Origin of the sequence: Roseateles aquae (genome assembly GCF_032337115.1) — a bacterium.
Classification (GTDB): domain Bacteria; phylum Pseudomonadota; class Gammaproteobacteria; order Burkholderiales; family Burkholderiaceae_C; genus Roseateles_C; species Roseateles_C aquae.
This window is the reverse complement of the sequence record NZ_JAVXZY010000002.1, coordinates 243036-260983: the sequence shown is the minus strand read 5'-3', so window position 1 is coordinate 260983 and position 17948 is coordinate 243036. Positions and strand designations below refer to the sequence as shown.

General features: G+C 65.3%; 16 protein-coding genes and 1 tRNA gene. 8 read left to right on the top strand and 9 right to left on the bottom strand.

Annotation, left to right across the window (positions count from 1 at the left end):
- The first annotated feature begins 5 nt into the window (after positions 1-5).
- Both RQP53_RS06455 and RQP53_RS06450 read left to right on the top strand, forming a co-directional pair.
- Positions 6-782, top strand: coding sequence for an ABC transporter ATP-binding protein (locus RQP53_RS06455; protein WP_315649405.1), 777 nt, complete (start codon positions 6-8; stop codon positions 780-782).
- Positions 783-981: 199 nt separating this feature from the next.
- Positions 982-1701, top strand: coding sequence for an ABC transporter ATP-binding protein (locus RQP53_RS06450; RefSeq protein WP_315647921.1), 720 nt, complete (start codon positions 982-984; stop codon positions 1699-1701).
- Between the two features lie 156 nt (positions 1702-1857).
- Here the strand turns inward: RQP53_RS06450 and RQP53_RS06445 are convergent, their stop codons facing one another.
- The 3 genes from RQP53_RS06445 to RQP53_RS06435 form a co-directional block, all read right to left on the bottom strand.
- Positions 1858-2955 carry a Leu/Phe/Val dehydrogenase gene (locus RQP53_RS06445; RefSeq protein WP_315649403.1) on the bottom strand — a complete coding sequence of 366 codons (1098 nt, stop codon included), beginning with the start codon at positions 2953-2955 and terminating at the stop codon, positions 1858-1860.
- A 187-nt stretch (positions 2956-3142) separates the two neighbouring features.
- Positions 3143-3907: a 2OG-Fe dioxygenase family protein gene (locus RQP53_RS06440; RefSeq protein ID WP_315649402.1), complete on the bottom strand. Its 765-nt coding sequence runs from the start codon at positions 3905-3907 to the stop codon at positions 3143-3145.
- A gap of 24 nt (positions 3908-3931) precedes the next feature.
- Entirely contained in the window at positions 3932-4972 is a 1041-nt protein-coding gene (locus RQP53_RS06435; RefSeq protein WP_315649401.1) for a CDP-6-deoxy-delta-3,4-glucoseen reductase, read from the bottom strand.
- Positions 4973-5104: 132 nt separating this feature from the next.
- On the opposite strand from RQP53_RS06435, the gene RQP53_RS06430 reads away from it, so the two are divergent.
- Positions 5105-6043, top strand: a complete 939-nt coding sequence (locus tag RQP53_RS06430; protein ID WP_434064062.1) for an NAD-dependent epimerase/dehydratase family protein — start codon at positions 5105-5107, stop codon at positions 6041-6043.
- A 7-nt stretch (positions 6044-6050) separates the two neighbouring features.
- Here the strand turns inward: RQP53_RS06430 and RQP53_RS06425 are convergent, their stop codons facing one another.
- Both RQP53_RS06425 and RQP53_RS06420 read right to left on the bottom strand, forming a co-directional pair.
- Positions 6051-6632: a rhomboid family intramembrane serine protease gene (locus tag RQP53_RS06425; protein WP_315649400.1), complete on the bottom strand. Its 582-nt coding sequence runs from the start codon at positions 6630-6632 to the stop codon at positions 6051-6053.
- A gap of 232 nt (positions 6633-6864) precedes the next feature.
- Positions 6865-6949, bottom strand: a tRNA-Leu gene (locus RQP53_RS06420).
- Between the two features lie 78 nt (positions 6950-7027).
- Here RQP53_RS06420 and cysM point away from each other — a divergent pair.
- Both cysM and RQP53_RS06410 read left to right on the top strand, forming a co-directional pair.
- Positions 7028-7939: a cysteine synthase CysM gene (gene cysM, locus RQP53_RS06415; RefSeq protein WP_315649399.1), complete on the top strand. Its 912-nt coding sequence runs from the start codon at positions 7028-7030 to the stop codon at positions 7937-7939.
- A gap of 79 nt (positions 7940-8018) precedes the next feature.
- Positions 8019-8246: a sulfurtransferase TusA family protein gene (locus RQP53_RS06410; RefSeq protein WP_315649398.1), complete on the top strand. Its 228-nt coding sequence runs from the start codon at positions 8019-8021 to the stop codon at positions 8244-8246.
- A gap of 98 nt (positions 8247-8344) precedes the next feature.
- On the opposite strand, the gene galU is transcribed toward RQP53_RS06410, so the two are convergent.
- Positions 8345-9220 (bottom strand): UTP--glucose-1-phosphate uridylyltransferase GalU, encoded by an 876-nt coding sequence (gene galU, locus RQP53_RS06405; protein WP_315649397.1) that lies wholly within the window; start codon positions 9218-9220, stop codon positions 8345-8347.
- A gap of 81 nt (positions 9221-9301) precedes the next feature.
- Here galU and RQP53_RS06400 point away from each other — a divergent pair, with 81 nt between their 5' ends.
- Positions 9302-10279, top strand: coding sequence for an NAD(P)-dependent oxidoreductase (locus RQP53_RS06400; RefSeq protein WP_315649396.1), 978 nt, complete (start codon positions 9302-9304; stop codon positions 10277-10279).
- Between the two features lie 6 nt (positions 10280-10285).
- Here RQP53_RS06400 and RQP53_RS06395 read toward each other — a convergent pair whose 3' ends face one another.
- Positions 10286-13141, bottom strand: coding sequence for a valine--tRNA ligase (locus RQP53_RS06395; RefSeq protein ID WP_315649395.1), 2856 nt, complete (start codon positions 13139-13141; stop codon positions 10286-10288).
- A 152-nt stretch (positions 13142-13293) separates the two neighbouring features.
- Entirely contained in the window at positions 13294-14271 is a 978-nt protein-coding gene (locus RQP53_RS06390; protein WP_315649394.1) for a GMP reductase, read from the bottom strand.
- Positions 14272-14827: 556 nt separating this feature from the next.
- Between RQP53_RS06390 and RQP53_RS06385 the strand changes: the two genes are divergently transcribed.
- Positions 14828-15958, top strand: coding sequence for a beta-ketoacyl-ACP synthase III (locus tag RQP53_RS06385; RefSeq protein ID WP_315649393.1), 1131 nt, complete (start codon positions 14828-14830; stop codon positions 15956-15958).
- Positions 15959-16018: 60 nt separating this feature from the next.
- Entirely contained in the window at positions 16019-17053 is a 1035-nt protein-coding gene (locus RQP53_RS06380) for an NAD-dependent epimerase/dehydratase family protein (protein WP_315649392.1), read from the top strand.
- On the opposite strand, the gene RQP53_RS06375 is transcribed toward RQP53_RS06380, so the two are convergent.
- Entirely contained in the window at positions 17035-17829 is a 795-nt protein-coding gene (locus RQP53_RS06375; RefSeq protein ID WP_315649391.1) for a transporter, read from the bottom strand. The two genes, RQP53_RS06380 and RQP53_RS06375, sit on opposite strands and share 19 nt — an antisense overlap.
- Positions 17830-17948 lie beyond the last annotated feature (119 nt).

Sequence of the window (17948 nt, the reverse complement as noted above, 5' to 3'; positions counted from 1 at the left end):
CCACCATGAGCGACATCGTTCTCAAAGTAGCCGGCGTGTCCAAGCGCTTCGGCGGTCTGCAAGCCCTCTCCGACGTGGGCATCCAGATCAACAAAGGCCAGGTCTACGGCCTGATCGGCCCCAACGGCGCCGGCAAGACCACCTTCTTCAACGTCATCACCGGGCTGTACACGCCCGACGCCGGCAGCTTCGAGCTCGGCGGCGCGCCCTATGCGCCCACCGCCGTGCACCAGGTGGCCAAGACCGGCATTGCCCGCACCTTCCAGAACATCCGGCTCTTCGCCGAGATGACCGCGCTGGAAAACGTCATGGTCGGCCGCCATGTGCGCACCGGCTCCGGCCTCTTGGGCGCCATCTTCCGCAGCCCCGGCTTCAAGGCCGAGGAAGCTGCGATTGCGAAGCGCGCCCAGGAACTGCTGGACTACGTGGGCATCGGCAAATACGCGGAATACAAGGCCCGCACCCTCAGCTACGGCGACCAGCGCCGGCTGGAGATTGCCCGCGCGCTGGCCACCGACCCCAAGCTGATCGCGCTGGACGAACCGGCCGCCGGCATGAACGCGACCGAAAAGGTCGTGTTGCGCGAGCTGATCGACCGCATCCGCAAGGACGGCCGCACGATTCTCTTGATCGAACACGACGTCAAGCTGGTGATGGGCCTGTGCGACCGCGTGACCGTGCTGGACTACGGCAAGCAGATTGCCGAAGGCACGCCGGCCGAGGTGCAACGCAATGAAAAGGTGATCGAGGCCTACCTCGGTGCAGGCCACGCCGCGCACTGATGGCCCACCCCCTATGCGCTACGCGGTCTGCCGACCGCGTCAGGCCAGGAGGCCTGACCCTTCGGCAGGCTCAAACAGCAGGCTGCTTGAGTCCGGCCTCAGCCCCCTCAAGGGGGCGAGCGCCTAGGGCCGGCAGAGCCGGACCCTCGCGCTCCGCTCGGGAATACCGGGCAGGCGCAGTTCAGACATGGAGTCACAAATGACAAGCGAAGTATTGTTGAAAGTCAGCGGCTTGAAGGTCGCGTACGGCGGCATCCAGGCCGTCAAGGGCGTGAACTTCGAAGTGCGCCAGGGCGAACTGGTCAGCCTGATCGGTGCCAATGGCGCGGGCAAGACCACCACGCTCAAGGCTGTGACCGGGCTGCAGGCCGTCGCCGATGGCGACATCCAGTACCTGGGCAAATCGATCAAGGGCCAGGGCGCCTGGGATCTGGTCAAGCAAGGCCTGGTGATGGTGCCCGAAGGGCGGGGCACCTTCACCCGGATGACCATCACCGAGAACCTGCAGATGGGCGCCTACATCCGCAACGACAAGGCGCAGATCGAAGCCGATATCGATCGCGTGTTCGGCATCTTCCCTCGCTTGAAGGAACGCCGCCTGCAGCTGGCCGGCACGATGAGCGGCGGCGAGCAGCAGATGCTGGCCATGGGCCGCGCGCTGATGGCCCAGCCCAAGGTGTTGCTGCTGGACGAACCCTCGATGGGCCTGTCGCCCATCATGGTCGACAAGATCTTCGAGGTCGTCAACGAAATCCACGGCCAGGGCGTGACCATCCTCTTGGTCGAGCAAAACGCCAGCCGCGCACTGGCCGCCGCCAACCGCGGCTATGTGATGGAGAGCGGCATCGTCACGATGACCGGCGAGGGCAAGACCCTGCTGAACGATCCCAAGGTGCGCGCTGCTTACCTCGGTGAGTAAGCGTCACCGCAGCGCAAAAAGAAAAGACGGCCGGCGATAGCCCCGCAAGGGGCATTCGCTCGGCCGCCATCCAACGAAGCGCGAGGATCCGGCTCCGCCGGGCCTACGCGCTTGCCCCCTTGAGGGGGTGGCCGTCAGGCCGTAGGGGGTGGTCCATCAACCCGCCACGAGCTTGGAGCGAGCCCAGGCGTCGGCTTCGCGGGCCGGGGTGTTGCCGCTGACGCGGATGCGATCCAGCAGCTCGGCGACGCGGTCGCGGATCTGGCTGACCTCGGCCATCACGGCCGATTCTTCGCCTTCATTGCGGAACTCGCGGGCGACGCTGACGATGCCGCCGGCGTTGACCAGGTAGTCGGGCAGGTAGAGCACGCCGCGGCCATGCAGGGTGTCGCCATCGGCGGCGGTGGCCAGCTGATTGTTGGCGGCGCCGGCGACCAGCTTGGCGCGGATCTGCGGCACGGTGCCGGCATTCAGCACGGCGCCCAGTGCGCAAGGTGCCAGCACGTCGACATCAGCGGCCAGGATTTCATTGACGTGCACGGCTTGCGCGCCGAACAGTTCCTGAGCGCGAGCGACCTTGGCGGCGTCGACATCGGCGACCAGCAGCTTGGCACCAGCCTTGTGCAGGAACTCGGCCAGATGCCAGCCCACAGCGCCCAGACCCTGGACGGCCACGCGCACGCCTTCCAGCGTGTCGCGCTTCAGGTGCAGGCGTACGCCGGCTTCGATCGAGACGAACACGCCCCAGGCCGTCTTCGGGCTGGGGTCGCCGCCGAAGGCGCCGTCGCGCGGAATGCCGCTGACGAATTGGGTGTGCTGCTGGACGATGCGCATATCGCCGGTCGTCGTGCCGACGTCCTCGGCGGTGATGTAGGCGCCGTTCAGCGAGGCGACGGCGCGGCCGAAGGCGGCGAACAGCGCAGTACGGTCGAATTCACCGGCAGGCTTCAGGATCACGGCCTTGCCGCCGCCAAAGGGCAGATTGGCCAGCGCGTTCTTCAGGCTCATGCCTTGAGCCAGACGCAGCGCGTCGTTCAGTGCGGCCAGTTCATTGCCATAGCTCCAGAAGCGGCAGCCGCCAAAGGCCGGGCCACGGGCGGTGCTGTGCACGGCCAGAATGGTCTTCAGGCCGGTTTGTTCGTCGGTGGCGAACAGCACGCGCTCATGGGCGGCTTGATCGGGCAGGCCGAACAGCGAGCTGGGGATCGATTCGGGCGCTTCTTGCAGCGCGCGGGCGAGGCTGGAGGTGGTCATGAACGTGGCACTCGTGATGCATGGATGGACAAAGGCGCCCATTCGTATCGCGAGGGGCGCCTGGACTGCGCTGGCTTGTGGCCTGGCGCGGGGCAAAGTGTAGCTTCAGGCTGCAGTTTGAGGCCTGGCGCGCTGCAGCGGATTCGTCATGCTTTGATGCAGACTTCGCATTCCAGCGCAGTTTTGCTCAGGCCGCGCTGCTGTCGCCGGGCAAGGGGTCCTGGAAGCTGCCACGCCGCAGCGTGATCACCAAGGTGTCGCGCCAGCCATGCTCGGCCACTGGCTGGATCGGGGTGGTTTCATGGATCACCCGCTCGTCGTCGAGCAGCAGCAGGGTCCAGGGCTCGCTCATCGTGAAGCGCTGACCACGCGGGCCGGCGGCTTCGAAGACGCGCGATTCGCCGCCCTTGATGCCTTCGCGCTGGACCAGGAAGACGGCAACGAAATCGACGCCGTCGCGGTGGGCGCCCTCGGGTGTTGGCCGGCCGATGCCGTCAGCGGTGTCAATGCGGAACTGATGGGCTTCGACGAACCAGGGCTGCGCGCCCTTCAAGCGGCTGGCCGTGGCGGCCAGCGCCTCGAGGATGCGTGACCAGCCCGGCAGCGCCAGCAGCGCCTCGTCCATCGGCTCGAACCAGCGTTCCAGGCCGCCGTGCAGCGCGTTGTAATCCAGCGGCTGCCAGTGGGCACGGTGCTCAACCTGGCGCACCGGCGCAGCGGCCGACGCGTCGACGACAAAGCTGCCATGGCGGCGAAAGCGGTAGCGGCCACCATCGCGCAGATAGTTGTCCGGCGGCAGCTGCTGCCAGAAGGGAGCCAGAGCCGCCAACTCGGCTTCGCCGCAGCCCAGCCAATGGCGCAGGCTTTCCGGCGCCATCACCGCCGAGCCCTGCTCGCGCAATTGCTGCTCGAACTGGGCAGCGCTGGAATAGGGCGGGCTGAAGTGCTTCATGTCGGGCGGTCTAAGGCGATGGGGTCAGGCGGGCGACAGCTTGTCGGCCTCGGAGGTGAAGGAGTCGGCAAAGAACTCGTCGGCGGGCAGACCGCAGTGGGCCATAAACTCCCGCTGCGCGGCCTCGACCATCACCGGGGCGCCACAGGCATAGACCTGATGGCCGGAGAGATCGGGCAGATCGGCCATCACCGCCTGGTGGACGAAGCCGGTGCGACCGTCCCAGCCGTCTTCGGCGCGTGGCTCCGAGAGCACCGGCACATAGCGCAGGCCAGGCATCGTCGTGGCGGCCTGCAGGGCCCAGTCGTGCAGATACAGATCGGCCTTGCTGCGGCAGCCCCAGTACAGCGTCACCGGGCGCGTGATGCCTTTTTGCTGAATGTGCTCGAGGATGGCCTTGATCGGCGCGAAGCCGGTGCCGCTGGCCAGCAGCACGATGGGCTTGTCGCTGTCCTCGCGCAGGAAGAAGCTGCCGAAGGGGCCTTCCATGCGCAGGATGTCTTTTTCCTTCATCGCGCCAAAGACATGGTCGGTGAACTTGCCGCCGGGCATATGGCGGATGTGCAGCTCGATGGCGGCCGGCGTGCCCAGGTTGTGCGGCGCATTGGCCATCGAATAGCTGCGCCGCGCGCCATCGCGCAGGATGAACTCGACGTACTGGCCGGCGTGGTACTGGAAGGCCTGGGTGGCCGGCAGTTGCAGGCGCAGCACGGCGACGTCGGTGCTCGGCTTGTCGATGCTGATCAGCCGGCTGGGCAGCTTCAGCACCGGGAACTCGCCGGCGCCGGGCACGGTGCGGGCCTCCAACACGCAATCGGTCTGCGGTGTGGCACAGCAGGTCAGCACCAAGCCCTCAGCCTCCTCGGCCTCGCTCAAGGCCTTGGCCTGGTGAGCGCCATGGATGACGCGGCCTTCCAGCAGCTTGCTCTTGCAGGAGCCGCAGGCGCCGTCCTTGCAGCCATAGGGCAAGCCCAGGCCCTGCCGGATCGCGGCGCTGAGCATGGTTTCATCGCGCTCGACGGCAAACGTACGGCCGCTGGGTTGGACGGTGACCTGAAAGTTCATGTTGGGCTGAAGACTTGAGCGGCCTTGAAGTGCATGGCTGCAGACAAAAACGCGGCCCGTCCGAAGAAGGGCGGGCCGTACACTGACCGGGTATTTTGCCTGAGCCCGCCCGGGGCGTTCCTGATCCAAGCCATGACCCTTGCCACAGCCCGCCCAGCACCGATGCGCCATGCCCGATCGAACAGCCCCAAGCGAGCCTTGCGCCTGCTGATCGTTGGCTGCGGCGATGTCGGCATGCGCGTGCTGCGTTTGCTGGCAGGGCGCTGGACGGTCTACGCACTCAGCTCCAACCCGGCACGCAGCGCCGAGCTGCGCGACGCCGGTGCGATCCCCCTGATTGGCAATCTGGACCGGCCGCAAGACCTGGCACGCCTGGCCGGTCTGGCCGATCTGGTTTTGCATCTGGCGCCGCCGCCGGGGCAGGGCGAGGTCGACCGTCGCAGCCTGAACCTGATTCGAGCACTGGCGCGCTCGGGCAAGCCCCACCGGCTGGTTTATGCGAGCACCACCGGTGTCTACGGCGATTGCGGCGGCGCCGCGTTTGACGAAACGCGGCCGGTGCGCGCAGCAACGGCGCGGGCACAGCGGCGCGTCGATGCCGAGCAGCGGCTGCGGCTGTTCGGCCGCCAGCACGGCGTGGCGGTCACCGTGCTGCGCATTCCCGGCATCTACGCCTGGGACCGCGAGGGCGGTCATCCGAGAGAACGCCTCGCACGAGGGGCGCCGGTGCTGTGCCGCGACGACGACGTCTACACCAACCACATTCATGCCGACGATCTGGCCCGCGCCTGCCTGCTGGCCCTGCTGCGCGGTGCGCCTCAGCGGCTGCTGCATGTCTGCGACGATGCCGATTTGCTGATGGGGGACTACTTCGACTTGGCCGCTGATTTGCTGCAGCAGCCGCGGCCACTGCGGATCTCGCGCGCTGAAGCGATCACACAGATGTCGCCGATGCAGCTGAGCTTCATGAGCGAATCCCGACGCTTGAGCAATCGCCGGCTGAGGACCGAGCTGCGGCTGAAGCTGCGCTACCCCACACCCGCTGAGGGCTTGCTGGCCGGCCGATCCTGAGCGGTTTTCAGCGCCGGCGGCTGCCGCGCCAATAGCGCATCATCAGCCAGGCGCCCAGCATGCCGCCGAGGTGGGCGAAGTGGGCAATGCCGGTGCTGCCGCCCAAGCCCATCATCAACTCAAGCCCGCCGAAGAGTGCGACGAAGTACTTGGCCTTCATCGGAATGGGCGGGAACAGCGGCATGATGATGCGATCGGGAAACAGCATGCCGAAGGACAGCAGCAGGCCGAACAGCGCGCCTGATGCGCCCACCGTCGGCGCATAGGAACCGATCAGCAGCGTGAACAGCAGCTGCACACCAGCGGCCGCCAAGGTGCTGGCGATCAGCAGATGCAGATAGCGCTTGGAACCCCAGACGCGCTCCAGCTCCGAGCCGAACATCCAGAGGCCCAGCATATTGAAGAACAGATGCATGACATCGCCATGCAAGAAGGCGTAGGTGATGACTTGCCAGGGCAGGAAGTTGCCTGATTGCAGCGGCCACAGCTGGAACCAGCCCGAGAGACCGGGCGGCAAAAGCACAAAAGCGCAGAAAAAGCCGACACAGGCCAGCATGAAGGCCTTGGTGATCGCGGGAATGGGGGGCATGTCTTGCGGCTCGCTGGAAGCGCGATGCGGTCTTGATTCGGCATCGCAAACGGGGCAAGTGTATGCGGTCGCAACAGGGCCTGAGGGCGAGGGCGGGAGCAGGCTCAGTCATGCGTTGGGTAATTTGCCGCAGCGCTGAAAGCTGTTCTGATTACAGCCGCGCGGACGCAAAAAAGCCCCGGCAGGCGGGGCTCGTTCGAAACACTTCAGTGTTGAGGGCTTGGCACTGTGTTGGTGCCCGGGGCCGGACTCGAACCGGCACACCTTGCGGCGGGGGATTTTGAGTCCCCTGCGTCTACCGATTTCGCCACCCGGGCCAACCGGCCAAGTCCCTCAGACTTGAAGCCCATGATTATGCCATGCAAAGAGACGATGTCACTGCGACAATGCGCATCATGAACAAAAAACAGTACCCCAGCCTTGAGGATGTGATCGGCAACACGCCGCTGGTGCGCCTGCAGCGCGTGCTGGGCGCCGAGCTGGCCGCGCGTGGCAATGTCTTGCTGGCCAAGCTGGAGGGCAACAACCCGGCAGGTTCGGTCAAGGACCGACCGGCCATCAGCATGATCCGGCGTGCCGAGGAGCGTGGTGACATCAAGCCGGGCGACACCTTGATCGAAGCCACGTCGGGCAACACCGGCATTGCGTTGGCCATGGCCGCGGCCATGCGCGGTTATCGCATGGTGCTGATCATGCCGGAGGATCTGTCGATCGAGCGGGCCCAGACGATGAAGGCCTTCGGTGCCGAGCTGGTGCTGACACCACGCTCCGGCGGCATGGAATACGCCCGCGATCTGGCCGAGCAGATGCAGCGCGATGGCAAGGGCCGGGTGCTCGATCAGTTCGCCAACGAAGACAATCCGCGCATCCATTACGAAACCACAGGCCCCGAGATCTGGCGCGATACCGACGGGCAGATCACCCATTTCGTCAGCGCCATGGGCACGACCGGCACCATCACCGGCACCTCGAAGTTCCTGAAGGAGCAGAACGCGGCGATCCGTATTGTGGGTGCGCAGCCGGCCGAAGGTTCGCGCATTCCCGGCATTCGCAAATGGCCCGAAGCCTATCTGCCGAAGATCTACAAGCCCGATCATGTCGATGAGCTGGTGCTGGTCGGGCAGTCCGATGCCGAGGACATGGCCCGCCGCCTGGCTCGCGAAGAGGGCCTCTTCGGCGGCATTTCTGCGGCCGGTGCCTGCTGGGTGGCGCTGCAGCTGGCGCGCCAGCTGAGCAATGCCACCATCGTGTTCATCGTCTGCGACCGCGGCGACCGCTATCTGTCGACCGGTGTCTTCCCGGCCTGAACTGGCAGGCACGGAGGGCGCAAACACCGAGATGCTGCTGCGCTCAGGCTTCTAGAATCGGCGCATTGCAAGGATGAGCATGGACATTCACAAGGAACTCGATACCCGCGGGCTGAATTGCCCGCTGCCGATTCTGAAGGCCAAGAAGGCGCTGGCCGAGATGGAAAGCGGCCAGCTCTTGAAAGTGGTCGCGACCGATCCGGGTTCGACCCGCGATTTCCAGGCCTTCGCGCGCCAGACCGGCAATGAGCTGGTCGAACAAAGCAGCGCCAATGGCGAGTTCTTCCATGTGCTGAAGCGGCGCTGAATTGGCAGTCAAGCCGCAATGAGCGATCAGCCGACCAGACGGCTGATCAAGCAAAAGGCCACGCAGTGCGTGGCCTTTTGTGTTTGCAGCGTGCCGGCTCAGATCTCGAGGCTGCGCAGATAGTCGCGGAAGCCTGGGCCCAGTTGCGGGTGGGCCAGCGCCAGCTCGACATTGGCTTGCAGAAAGCCTTCCTTGCTGCCGCAGTCGTAGCGCTTGCCGTCGTAGCGATAGGCAAACACCTTTTCGCGGCGCAGCAGGCCGGCAATGCCATCGGTCAGCTGGATCTCGCCGCCAACACCACGGGTTTGGCTGGCGATCTCGCGGAAGACGCCGGGCGTCAGGATGTAGCGGCCGGCGACGGCCAGGCGTGATGGCGCGGCCTCGGGCGCCGGCTTTTCGACGATGCGGCTGACGTCCATCAGCTGCTCGTTGACGGCGGTGCCGGCCACGATGCCATAGCGGCGCGTGTGCTCCTGGGGCACTTCCTGCACAGCCAGGATGGAGGCGCGCCATTCATTGAATTGGTCGACCATCTGCTTGAGCACCGGCTGGCCATTCGGCGGGCCGACCATCAAGTCATCGGCCAGCAGCACGGCGAAGGGCTCGTTGCCGATCAGGCGCTGACCACAAAGCACGGCGTGACCCAGGCCCAGGGCCTGAGCCTGGCGCACATAGATGCACTCCATATCGTCTGGCTTGACGCTACGGACCACCTCCAGCAACTCCTGCTTGCCCGCCTGTTCGAGGGCTACCTCGAGCTCGAAAGTCATGTCAAAGTGGTCTTCGATCGGGCGCTTGTGGCGGCCGGTCACGAAGATCATTTCGCGTACACCCGCGGCGTAGGCTTCTTCCACTGCGTACTGAATCAGTGGTTTGTCGACGACCGGCAGCATCTCCTTCGGCTGCGCCTTGGTGGCGGGGAGGAAACGGGTGCCGAGGCCGGCCACTGGGAAAATCGCCTTGGTGAGCTTCATGTCCTTACACTGTGTGCTTGCTTGATCTCATTGTGGCACGGGCGAGGGGCCGTGCCGGTGCCTGTACAAGAGCTAACAATAATGACTCTGTTGATCGTCGAAGCCCTGGAGGCGGAGGTGATGCAGTGGCTGGCCGAACGCCACCCGCTGCGTTTTGCGCCTGAGCTGGCGCAACAGCCGCAGGCCTTGCGCGAGGCGCTGCACCAGGTGCATGGCCTGGTGCTGCCGGCCTCGGTGGCGGTGGATGCGACTTTCCTGCGCGCGGCGCCGCGTCTGCGGGTGCTTGGCCGTGTCAGCGCCGGCGTTGAGAACATCGATGTGGAAGCCTGCCGCCAGGCCCAGGTGGAGCTGGTGCGTTCGACAACCGCCACGGCCAATGCCGAGGCGGAGTTCGTGGTCGGTGCGCTGCTGGCGCTGCTGCGCCGCGTGCCGGTGCAGAGTTCCGATGGCATGCTGGTGGGCCGTGAACTCGGCTGTGCCACCGTTGGCTTGATCGGCATGACGCCGGCGGCGCGGATGCTGGCGCAGCTCTTGCCAGTTTTCGGCACCCGGCTGCTGGCCTATGACCCCAGCCTGCATCAGAGCGATCCGCTGTGGGCCAACTGGGGCTTGGAGCCGGTGTCCTTGCGTGAATTGATGGAGCAGAGTGATGCCCTGAGCGTGCAGCTGCCCTTCTACCAACGCTACCGCGGCTTGATCGGCGAGCGTGTGCTGGGTTTTGGCAAACCGGGGCAGGTGATGGTCAGCCTCAGCTACTCGGCCATCTTTGACGATCTTGCGCTGGCCGAGTCGCTGGGCAGCGGGCGCCTGCTGGCGGCCTGGTTCGACAGCATGGAACCGGGTTGGCTCGAGCCTGGCCGCGCTTTGCACGGCCTGCCGGGCCTGCAGGTGACGCCGCGCCTGGCCAGCACCACGCGCGAGTCGCGCACCCGTGCGGCCTGGAGTGTGGCGCGGCGCTTGGACGAGCTGCTCGGCGCCCCGCCCGAGGCGCCGCCGCAGTTCCGCTCGACCGGGCCCGCCGCGCTGCCTGATCTCGCGAAGGAATCAGGCTGGCGCTGAGCTGATTCAGGCGGCAGGCAGGCGGTCCAGCTGGGCGCGCAGGCGCGTCAGCGTGTTGCTGAATTCGCTGATGCGCTGACGCTCCTGTTCCACCACGGCCGCCGGCGCGCGGGCAACAAAGCTTTCATTGCTGAGCTTGGCCGTGGCCTTGGTGACTTCGCCGTCGAGGCGGGCGATTTCCTTGGCCAGGCGGGCGCGCTCGGCCTCGACATCGATCTCCACCTTCAAGGCCAGGCGCGCTTCGCCATGCACCAGTACCGGCGAGGTCGCACTGGCGCTGGCGAATTGCGCCTCGTCAGCGATCAGCTGCACCTCGGCCAGCTTGGCCAGGGCCTTCAGCACCGCGGCCGCCTCGGCGATGAAGCCGGTGTCACCGCCGACCAGCAGCGGCACGCGTTCGGCCGGCGACAGATTCATTTCGCTGCGCAGGCTGCGGCAGGTGCCGACCACGGCCTTCAGATTGGCCACCCAGGCCTCGGCCTTTTCGTCGATGCGCTCGGGGTTGGCGATGGGGTAGGCTGCGTTGACCAGATAACTCTCCGCATCGGCGGCCTTGCGGCCTGCGATGGGGGCCACGGTCTGCCACAGTTCCTCGGTGATGAAGGGGGCGATCGGGTGCAGCAGGCGCAGCGTGGTTTCCAGCACGCGGATCAGCGTGCGCCGCGTGGCGCGCTGCTGCGCCTCGCTGCCGGTCTGGATCTGCACCTTGGCAATCTCCAGGTACCAGTCGCAGTACTCGTCCCAGACAAAGCTGTAGATCGCGTTGGCGACGTTGTCCAGCCGGTAATCGGCAAAGCCCTGGGCAACGGCCAACTCGGTGCGCTGCAGCGCGCTGCTGATCCAGCGATCAGCCTGGCTGAACTGCAGATAGCCATGGGCACTGCCGCCCGGTGCGCACTGCTCCTTGCTGTGCTCGAGCAGGCCGCAGTCCTGGCCTTCAGTGTTCATCAGCACGAAGCGGGTGGCGTTCCAGAGCTTGTTGCAGAAATTGCGGTAGCCCTCGCAGCGCTTGCTGTCGAAGTTGATATTGCGGCCCAGCGTCGCCAGCGAGGCAAAGGTGAAGCGCAAGGCATCGGCGCCGAAGCCGGGAATGCCTTCGGGGAATTCCTTCTCGGTGGCCTTGCGCACCTTGGGCGCCGTCTCGGGGCGGCGCAGGCCTGTGGTGCGCTTGTCCAGCAAGGGGCCGAGTTCGATGCCGTCGATCAGATCGACCGGGTCCAGCACATTGCCCTCGGACTTGCTCATCTTCTGGCCCTGCGAGTCGCGCACCAGGCCGTGGATGTAGACATGGTGGAAGGGCACCTTGCCGGTGAAGTGCTTGGTCATCATGATCATCCGGGCGACCCAGAAGAAGATGATGTCGTAGCCGGTGACCAGCACCGAGGAAGGCAGGAACAGCTCCAGCTCCTTGGTCTGCTCGGGCCAGCCCAGCGTCGAGAAGGGCACCATGGCCGAGGAGTACCAGGTGTCCAGCACGTCTTCGTCGCGGGCAAGCGTGCCGGTGTAGCCGGCGGCATCGGCCTTGGCGCGGGCTTCCTCTTCGCTGCGGGCCACGAAGAGTTCGCCGTTGCTACCGTACCAGGCCGGAATCTGATGGCCCCACCAGAGCTGGCGCGAAATGCACCAGTCCTGCAGATTGTTCATCCAGTGGTTGTAGGTGTTGACCCACTGCTCGGGATAGAACTTCACATCGCCGGAGGCGACGGCCTCGATCGCGCCATCGGCGATGCTGCGGCCCGACTTGCCTGGCTTGGTGACGGCCATGAACCATTGGTCGGTCAGCATCGGCTCGATGACCTGGCCGGTGCGCTCGCAGCGCGGCACCATCAGCTTGTGCTTCTTCACCTCGGCCAGGAAGCCCTGCGCCTCCAGATCGGCCACGATGCGCTTGCGGGCTACAAAACGGTCCAGGCCGCGATAGGCCTCGGGCGCGTTGTCGTTGATGGTGGCGTCAAGCGTCAGCACACAGATCATTGGCAGCTGGTGGCGCTGGCCGACGGCATAGTCGTTCACATCATGGGCCGGCGTGACCTTGACGACGCCGGTACCGAACTCGCGGTCGACATAGTCGTCGGCAATGATGGGGATTTCGCGATCGGTCAGCGGCAGCTTGACCGTCTTGCCGATCAGGGCCAGATAGCGCTCGTCTTCCGGGTGAACCATCACCGCCACGTCGCCGAGCATGGTTTCCGGGCGGGTGGTGGCCACGACCAGATCGCCGCTGCCATCGGCCAGCGGATAGCGGATGTGCCAGAGCGAACCGTCTTCTTCTTCGCTCGACACTTCCAGGTCGGACACGGCGGACTTCAGCACCGGGTCCCAGCTGACCAGGCGTTTGCCGCGGTAGATCAGGCCCTCTTCGAACAGCTGCACAAAGGTCTCGGTCACGACCTTGGACAGCTTCTCGTCCATCGTGAAGTACTCGTGCTCCCAGGACACGGAGTCGCCCATGCGACGCATCTGCCGGGTGATGGTGTTGCCGGACTCCTGCTTCCACTCCCAGACCCGGGCAACAAAGTTCTTGCGGCCCAACTCGTGGCGGCTCTTCTGGCCCTCGACGCCGCGTTCCTGCAACTGGCGCTCAACGACGATCTGGGTGGCAATGCCGGCGTGGTCGGTGCCGGGTACCCACAGCGTGTTGTGGCCCAGCATCCGGTGGTAGCGCGTCAACGAGTCCATGATGGTCTGGTTGAAGGCATGGCCCATGTGCAGCGTGCCGGTCACATTGGGCGGCGGCAGTTGGATGCAGAAGGACTCGCGGTCTTGGTCCAGAGTGGGCCTGTACAGCCCCTTTGACTCCCACAAGGGGCCCCAATGGGCTTCCAGGGCGGCTGGCTCGAAAGACTTGGCAAGTTCGGTCATGGCGCGGTTCACTTCAAATCGAAAAAGCACAGGGGCGAACTCCCAGGCCGGGAGCCGCCCCTGTAGCGGAGACGGAGATGGCAGATTGTCCTACATGAACAAATGCTCCTCTGCGTTTGCGCTGCGCCGAAACGCAGGAAAGGCACTGAGCATTACATGAACAGATGCTCGCCCGCGTTCTCACCACCCAGGATGACGTAGTTGACCTTGCGCAGGTCGGCGAGTTGCTTGCCGCCGGCATAGGACACCGAGCTCTGCACGTCTTCCTGCATTTCGCGCAAGGTGTCGGCCAGCTTGCCCTTGACCGGCTCCAGGATGCGCTTGCCTTCAACGTGCTTGTACTCGCCCTTGTTGAAGTCGGACGCCGAGCCGTAGTACTCCTTGTACAGCTTGCCATCGACCTCGACGGTATTGCCCGGTGATTCCTCGTGGCCGGCGAACAGCGAGCCGATCATGATCATCGAGGCACCAAAGCGCACGCTCTTGGCGATGTCGCCATGATGGCGGATGCCGCCGTCGGCAATGATGGGTTTGGTGGCGACACGGGCGCACCATTTCAGCGCCGAGAGCTGCCAGCCGCCGGTGCCAAAGCCCGTCTTCAGCCGGGTGATGCAGACCTTGCCCGGGCCGATGCCAACCTTGGTAGCGTCGGCGCCCCAGTTCTCCAGGTCGATCACGCCCTCGGGCGTGCCGACGTTGCCGGCGATCACGAAGGTGTTGGGCAGCTTCTGCTTGATGTGGGCGATCATGCGCTGCACGCTGTCGGCATGGCCATGGGCGATGTCGATGGTGATGTAGTCGGCGCCAACGCCATCGGCGGCCAGTGCGTCGATCACGGCGTAATCGGCAGGCTTGACGCCCGAGCTGATCGACACGAACAGGCCCTTGTCGCGCATCTGGCGGGCGTAGGCGACGTTGTCCAGGTCGAAGCGGTGCATCACGTAGAAGTAGCCATTGGCGGCCAGGTATTCGGTGATGCTCTCATCGACCACCGTCTTCATGTTCGCTGGCACGACCGGCAGCTTGAAGCGGCGCGGACCGAATTCGATCGAGGTATCGCATTCGCCCCGACTCTCCACCCGGCATTTGCGCGGCAGCAGCAGGATGTTGTCGTAGTCAAAGATTTCCATGGTTCAAGGGTTTCGCATTGACGGCGTGCGTTGGTGCAGTGCACGGCCTCGGCTGCGAGCGCTTGACTTGGAGACCCGGTTGGCGTTCCGCGAGGCCATGCAGCAAGGCATGGGGCGGGCGCAAAAAACCGGGCACCAAAATTTGGGCCCGGTGATTGATTCTACGCGGCTCTGCCGAAGCCGTGCCGTAAACAAGGGGTTTGTCCGCATAGGAAGGTCTGCATATGTCGGCGCGGGCCGTGGCAAGCACCAGCCAGGGCCTGCCTAGGCGCGAGCCGCAGCTCAGGCTGGTGGCCTGCGCAAGGCTCGCAACACCGGCAGGGCTTGGCTGGTGCTTGCCCTGCGGGTTGAGAGAAAAGGGGCCCCCACGGGCGTTGCGCTGCTCGGCTGTCGGGCCACCAGCCCGACCTTCGCAGCGCGCCTACGTAGCCGCCCCTTTTCTCTCAACCACGGCCCACGCCGACATATGCAGACCTTCCCTTACTGATACTTCAATAGCGCTCGCTACACTTCGGCTCGCGCCCGGCATCTCGGCCGGGCTACAGGATTGAATTTCATGCATGCAGTCGTCATCAGCGGCACCGGTCTGTACCAGCCGCCCCACACCATCAGCAACGCCGAACTGGTCGAAGCCTTCAACCGCTACGTCGACCTCCAAAACGAGCAGCATGCGGCGGCCATCGCCGCTGGCGACCGCGCGCCGCTGACCCACTCCAGCGTCGAATTCATCGAGAAGGCCTCGGGCATCAAACAGCGCTATGTGATCGAGAAGGGCGGCGTGCTGGACCCGACCCGCATGTATCCGCGCTTTGCCGAGCGCGGCGACGAGGAGCTGTCGCTGATGGCCGAGATCGGCGCTGAAGCCTGCCGCCAGGCCTTGGCTGCGGCGGGGCGCCAGGGCAGCGATGTCGACGCGGTGTTCTGTGCCGCCGCGAACATGCAGCGGGCCTATCCGGCCATGGCGGTGGAGATCCAGCAGGCCATCGGCGCTGGTGGCTATGGTTTTGACATGAATGTGGCTTGCTCTTCGGCCACCTTTGGCATCGAGCAGGCGGTCAATGCGGTGCGCAGCGGTACGGCCAAATGCGTGCTGGTGGTCAGCCCCGAAATCACCTCGGCGCACCTGGAATGGCGTGACCGCGATTGTCATTTCATCTTCGGCGACGTCTGCACAGCGGTGCTGATTGAGCGGGCCGATCTGGCCACGGCGACCGAGCAGTGGGAGGTGCTGGGCACCAAGCTGGTCACCCAGTTCTCCAATGCGATCCGCAACAACTTCGGCTTCATGAACCGCAGCGAAGACAGCGACCCGGGGGCGCGCGACAAGACCTTCAAGCAGGAAGGCCGCAAGGTCTTCAAGGAAGTCGTCCCCATGGCCGCCGCCCATATCGAAGCCCACCTGGCCACGATGGAGTTGCAGCCGTCCGCGATCAAGCGCTTCTGGCTGCACCAGGCCAATCTGGGCATGAATCAGCTGATCATCAAGAAGCTGGTCGGTGCAGAGGCGGGCGTGGCCGGTTCGGAATTGGCGCCGCTGATCCTGGATGAGTTCGCCAACACCGCATCGGCCGGCTCCATCATTGCCTTCCACAAGCACCGCGCCGGCCTGCAGTCCGGCGATACCGGTGTGATCTGCTCGTTCGGCGCCGGCTACTCGATTGGCAGCGTGATTGTGCGCAAGCACTGAAGGCTGCCGTGCCGCCCGTGCCCTCCGGCACGCTCGTCACTGGCCGGCTAGCATCGCCGGATGAAAATTCTGCTACTCGGCGGCACCCAGTTCGTGGGCCGTCATCTGGTCGAGGCAGCCCTGGCCCGCGGGCATGAGCTGACGCTGTTCAACCGCGGCACTCGGGGTGCAGCGCTGTTTCCGGGCGTCGAGCAACGCCATGGCGATCGGCGTGTGGACCTGTCGGCACTGAGCAGCGGCACATGGGATGCGGTGATCGATTGCTGCGGCTATCTGCCACGCGAGGTGCAGGCCAGTGTCGAGTTGCTGGCTGAGCGCGTCGAGCGCTATGCCTTCATCTCCAGCGTCTCGGCGTATGCAAGTTTTGCGCACAGCAATGCCGAGGACTCGCCGCTGGGGCAGTCGTCAGCGCTTGAAGATCCTGCGACTGAAGAAATCACCGCCGTCAGCTATGGCCCGCTGAAGGCGGCCTGCGAAGCGCAGGTGCTTGCCTGCTTTGGCGCGCCACGCAGCCTGATCATCCGGCCGGCGCTGGTGGTGGGGCCGCACGACCACACCGAGCGATTCCCCTACTGGCCGGCGCGGGTGGCGCGGGCGCAGCCCGACGAGCCTTTGCTGGTGCCGGCGCCGGCCGAGGCCGCATTGCAATGGATCGATGCGCGCGATCTTGCTGCCTTCACGCTGGACCGCCTGGAACAGGGGCAGGGCGGCGTGTTCAATCTGGCCACGACGCCGGGCCAGCATCGCTTTGCCGATCTGCTTGCCGCCTGTGTCCGGGCGGCGGACCATGCCTTTGAGCCGGCCTGGCAGTGGATGAGCGCCGAGCGACTCGCAGACCTGGGCGTTCGCCCTTGGCAAGACCTGCCCCTCTGGCTGCCCGCCGAGGGTGACTATGCGGCCTTTCTGTGCACCAGCAACGCCGCGGCCTTGGCCGCGGGCCTGCAGCTCAGATCGATAGACGAGACGGTGAGCGACACCTTGGCCTGGTGGCGCGGTCTACCCGAGTCGGCACAGGGTTTCAGCAAGGCCGGGCTCAGTACCGAGCGCGAGCAGGCCCTGTTGGCCCAGGCTTCAACTCAGAACTTGACCGAATAGCCGACGGTCCACTGCAGGTCCGGCGTGTTCTTGTTCAGCCCGCGTGAGATCGCAAGGTCGAGCTGCATGCCGGGGTTGAGCAGGTAGGCCAGTCCGGCGTCAAAACTCAGCACATTGCCGCCGTTCCTGGTCGAGGCGATTTGCTGGGCCGACAGCTCGACGAAACCGCGCAGGTTCTCGTTCAGCTGCTTGCCCAAGACGGCCGCCAGAATGCCACCGACAAAGCGCTTGCCCTCTTCATTGCGATCCCAGACCAGCCCCGGCATCACACCCAGCGACATGCCGCCCGGCAGATCCCACTCGGCCACGAAACGTGCCGAGGGACGCAAGCCCTGCCCCCGAAAGGCGGCGGAGCCGGATTCGACATCAATGTGAAACAGCCAGCCCATGCCGGGCTTGCCGGTCTCTTCGTCGCCATCCTGCCAATGCCATTTGGCCCCCAGCGAGACGTCGGCCATGCCAGTGTCGCGTTGGGTCTGGCCATTGGCTGTTGTGCGCAGCGCCAGCGCGCCATCGGTTTCCAGACGCAGCTCCCAGTTCTCGCTGACCCCCAGGCGCAATAGCGTTGGTGTGCAGCGTAGGCGTGTGCTGACGCCGTCGCGCGAATTGCGCTCCCAGGCCAGGCTGGTCTCGATCTGCACCCGACCAGCACCGACCACATCGCTGGACTCGACGAAGTCCGGGCGGTCGGTGACGATGCCGTCTTCGGCGGAGGCGGCTTGCCCGCTAACTGCCAGAAGAACGAGGCAAAGACGAAGCGGGCTGACGATGCTCATCGTGTGTTCCTTGCGACTGCTGGAGCGGCGGAATGCCGTCAATGTAGCCGCAGGCCGTGAACTTGGCTGTCAGCCAGAAGCGACGCAAGCGCTTGTCTGAGCTGCTGTAATGTGCAGTG

Bases quoted from the DNA above. Each gene is read 5' to 3' on its own strand.
- RQP53_RS06455 (WP_315649405.1), top strand. From the start codon at position 6: ATGAGCGACATCGTTCTCAAAGTAGCCGGCGTGTCCAAGCGCTTCGGC.
- RQP53_RS06450 (WP_315647921.1), top strand. From the start codon at position 982: ATGACAAGCGAAGTATTGTTGAAAGTCAGCGGCTTGAAGGTCGCGTAC.
- RQP53_RS06445 (WP_315649403.1), bottom strand. From the start codon at position 2,955: ATGACCACCTCCAGCCTCGCCCGCGCGCTGCAAGAAGCGCCCGAATCG.
- RQP53_RS06440 (WP_315649402.1), bottom strand. From the start codon at position 3,907: ATGAAGCACTTCAGCCCGCCCTATTCCAGCGCTGCCCAGTTCGAGCAG.
- RQP53_RS06435 (WP_315649401.1), bottom strand. From the start codon at position 4,972: ATGAACTTTCAGGTCACCGTCCAACCCAGCGGCCGTACGTTTGCCGTC.
- RQP53_RS06430 (WP_434064062.1), top strand. From the start codon at position 5,105: ATGACCCTTGCCACAGCCCGCCCAGCACCGATGCGCCATGCCCGATCG.
- RQP53_RS06425 (WP_315649400.1), bottom strand. From the start codon at position 6,632: ATGCCCCCCATTCCCGCGATCACCAAGGCCTTCATGCTGGCCTGTGTC.
- cysM (WP_315649399.1), top strand. From the start codon at position 7,028: ATGAACAAAAAACAGTACCCCAGCCTTGAGGATGTGATCGGCAACACG.
- RQP53_RS06410 (WP_315649398.1), top strand. From the start codon at position 8,019: ATGGACATTCACAAGGAACTCGATACCCGCGGGCTGAATTGCCCGCTG.
- galU (WP_315649397.1), bottom strand. From the start codon at position 9,220: ATGAAGCTCACCAAGGCGATTTTCCCAGTGGCCGGCCTCGGCACCCGT.
- RQP53_RS06400 (WP_315649396.1), top strand. From the start codon at position 9,302: ATGACTCTGTTGATCGTCGAAGCCCTGGAGGCGGAGGTGATGCAGTGG.
- RQP53_RS06395 (WP_315649395.1), bottom strand. From the start codon at position 13,141: ATGACCGAACTTGCCAAGTCTTTCGAGCCAGCCGCCCTGGAAGCCCAT.
- RQP53_RS06390 (WP_315649394.1), bottom strand. From the start codon at position 14,271: ATGGAAATCTTTGACTACGACAACATCCTGCTGCTGCCGCGCAAATGC.
- RQP53_RS06385 (WP_315649393.1), top strand. From the start codon at position 14,828: ATGCATGCAGTCGTCATCAGCGGCACCGGTCTGTACCAGCCGCCCCAC.
- RQP53_RS06380 (WP_315649392.1), top strand. From the start codon at position 16,019: ATGAAAATTCTGCTACTCGGCGGCACCCAGTTCGTGGGCCGTCATCTG.
- RQP53_RS06375 (WP_315649391.1), bottom strand. From the start codon at position 17,829: ATGAGCATCGTCAGCCCGCTTCGTCTTTGCCTCGTTCTTCTGGCAGTT.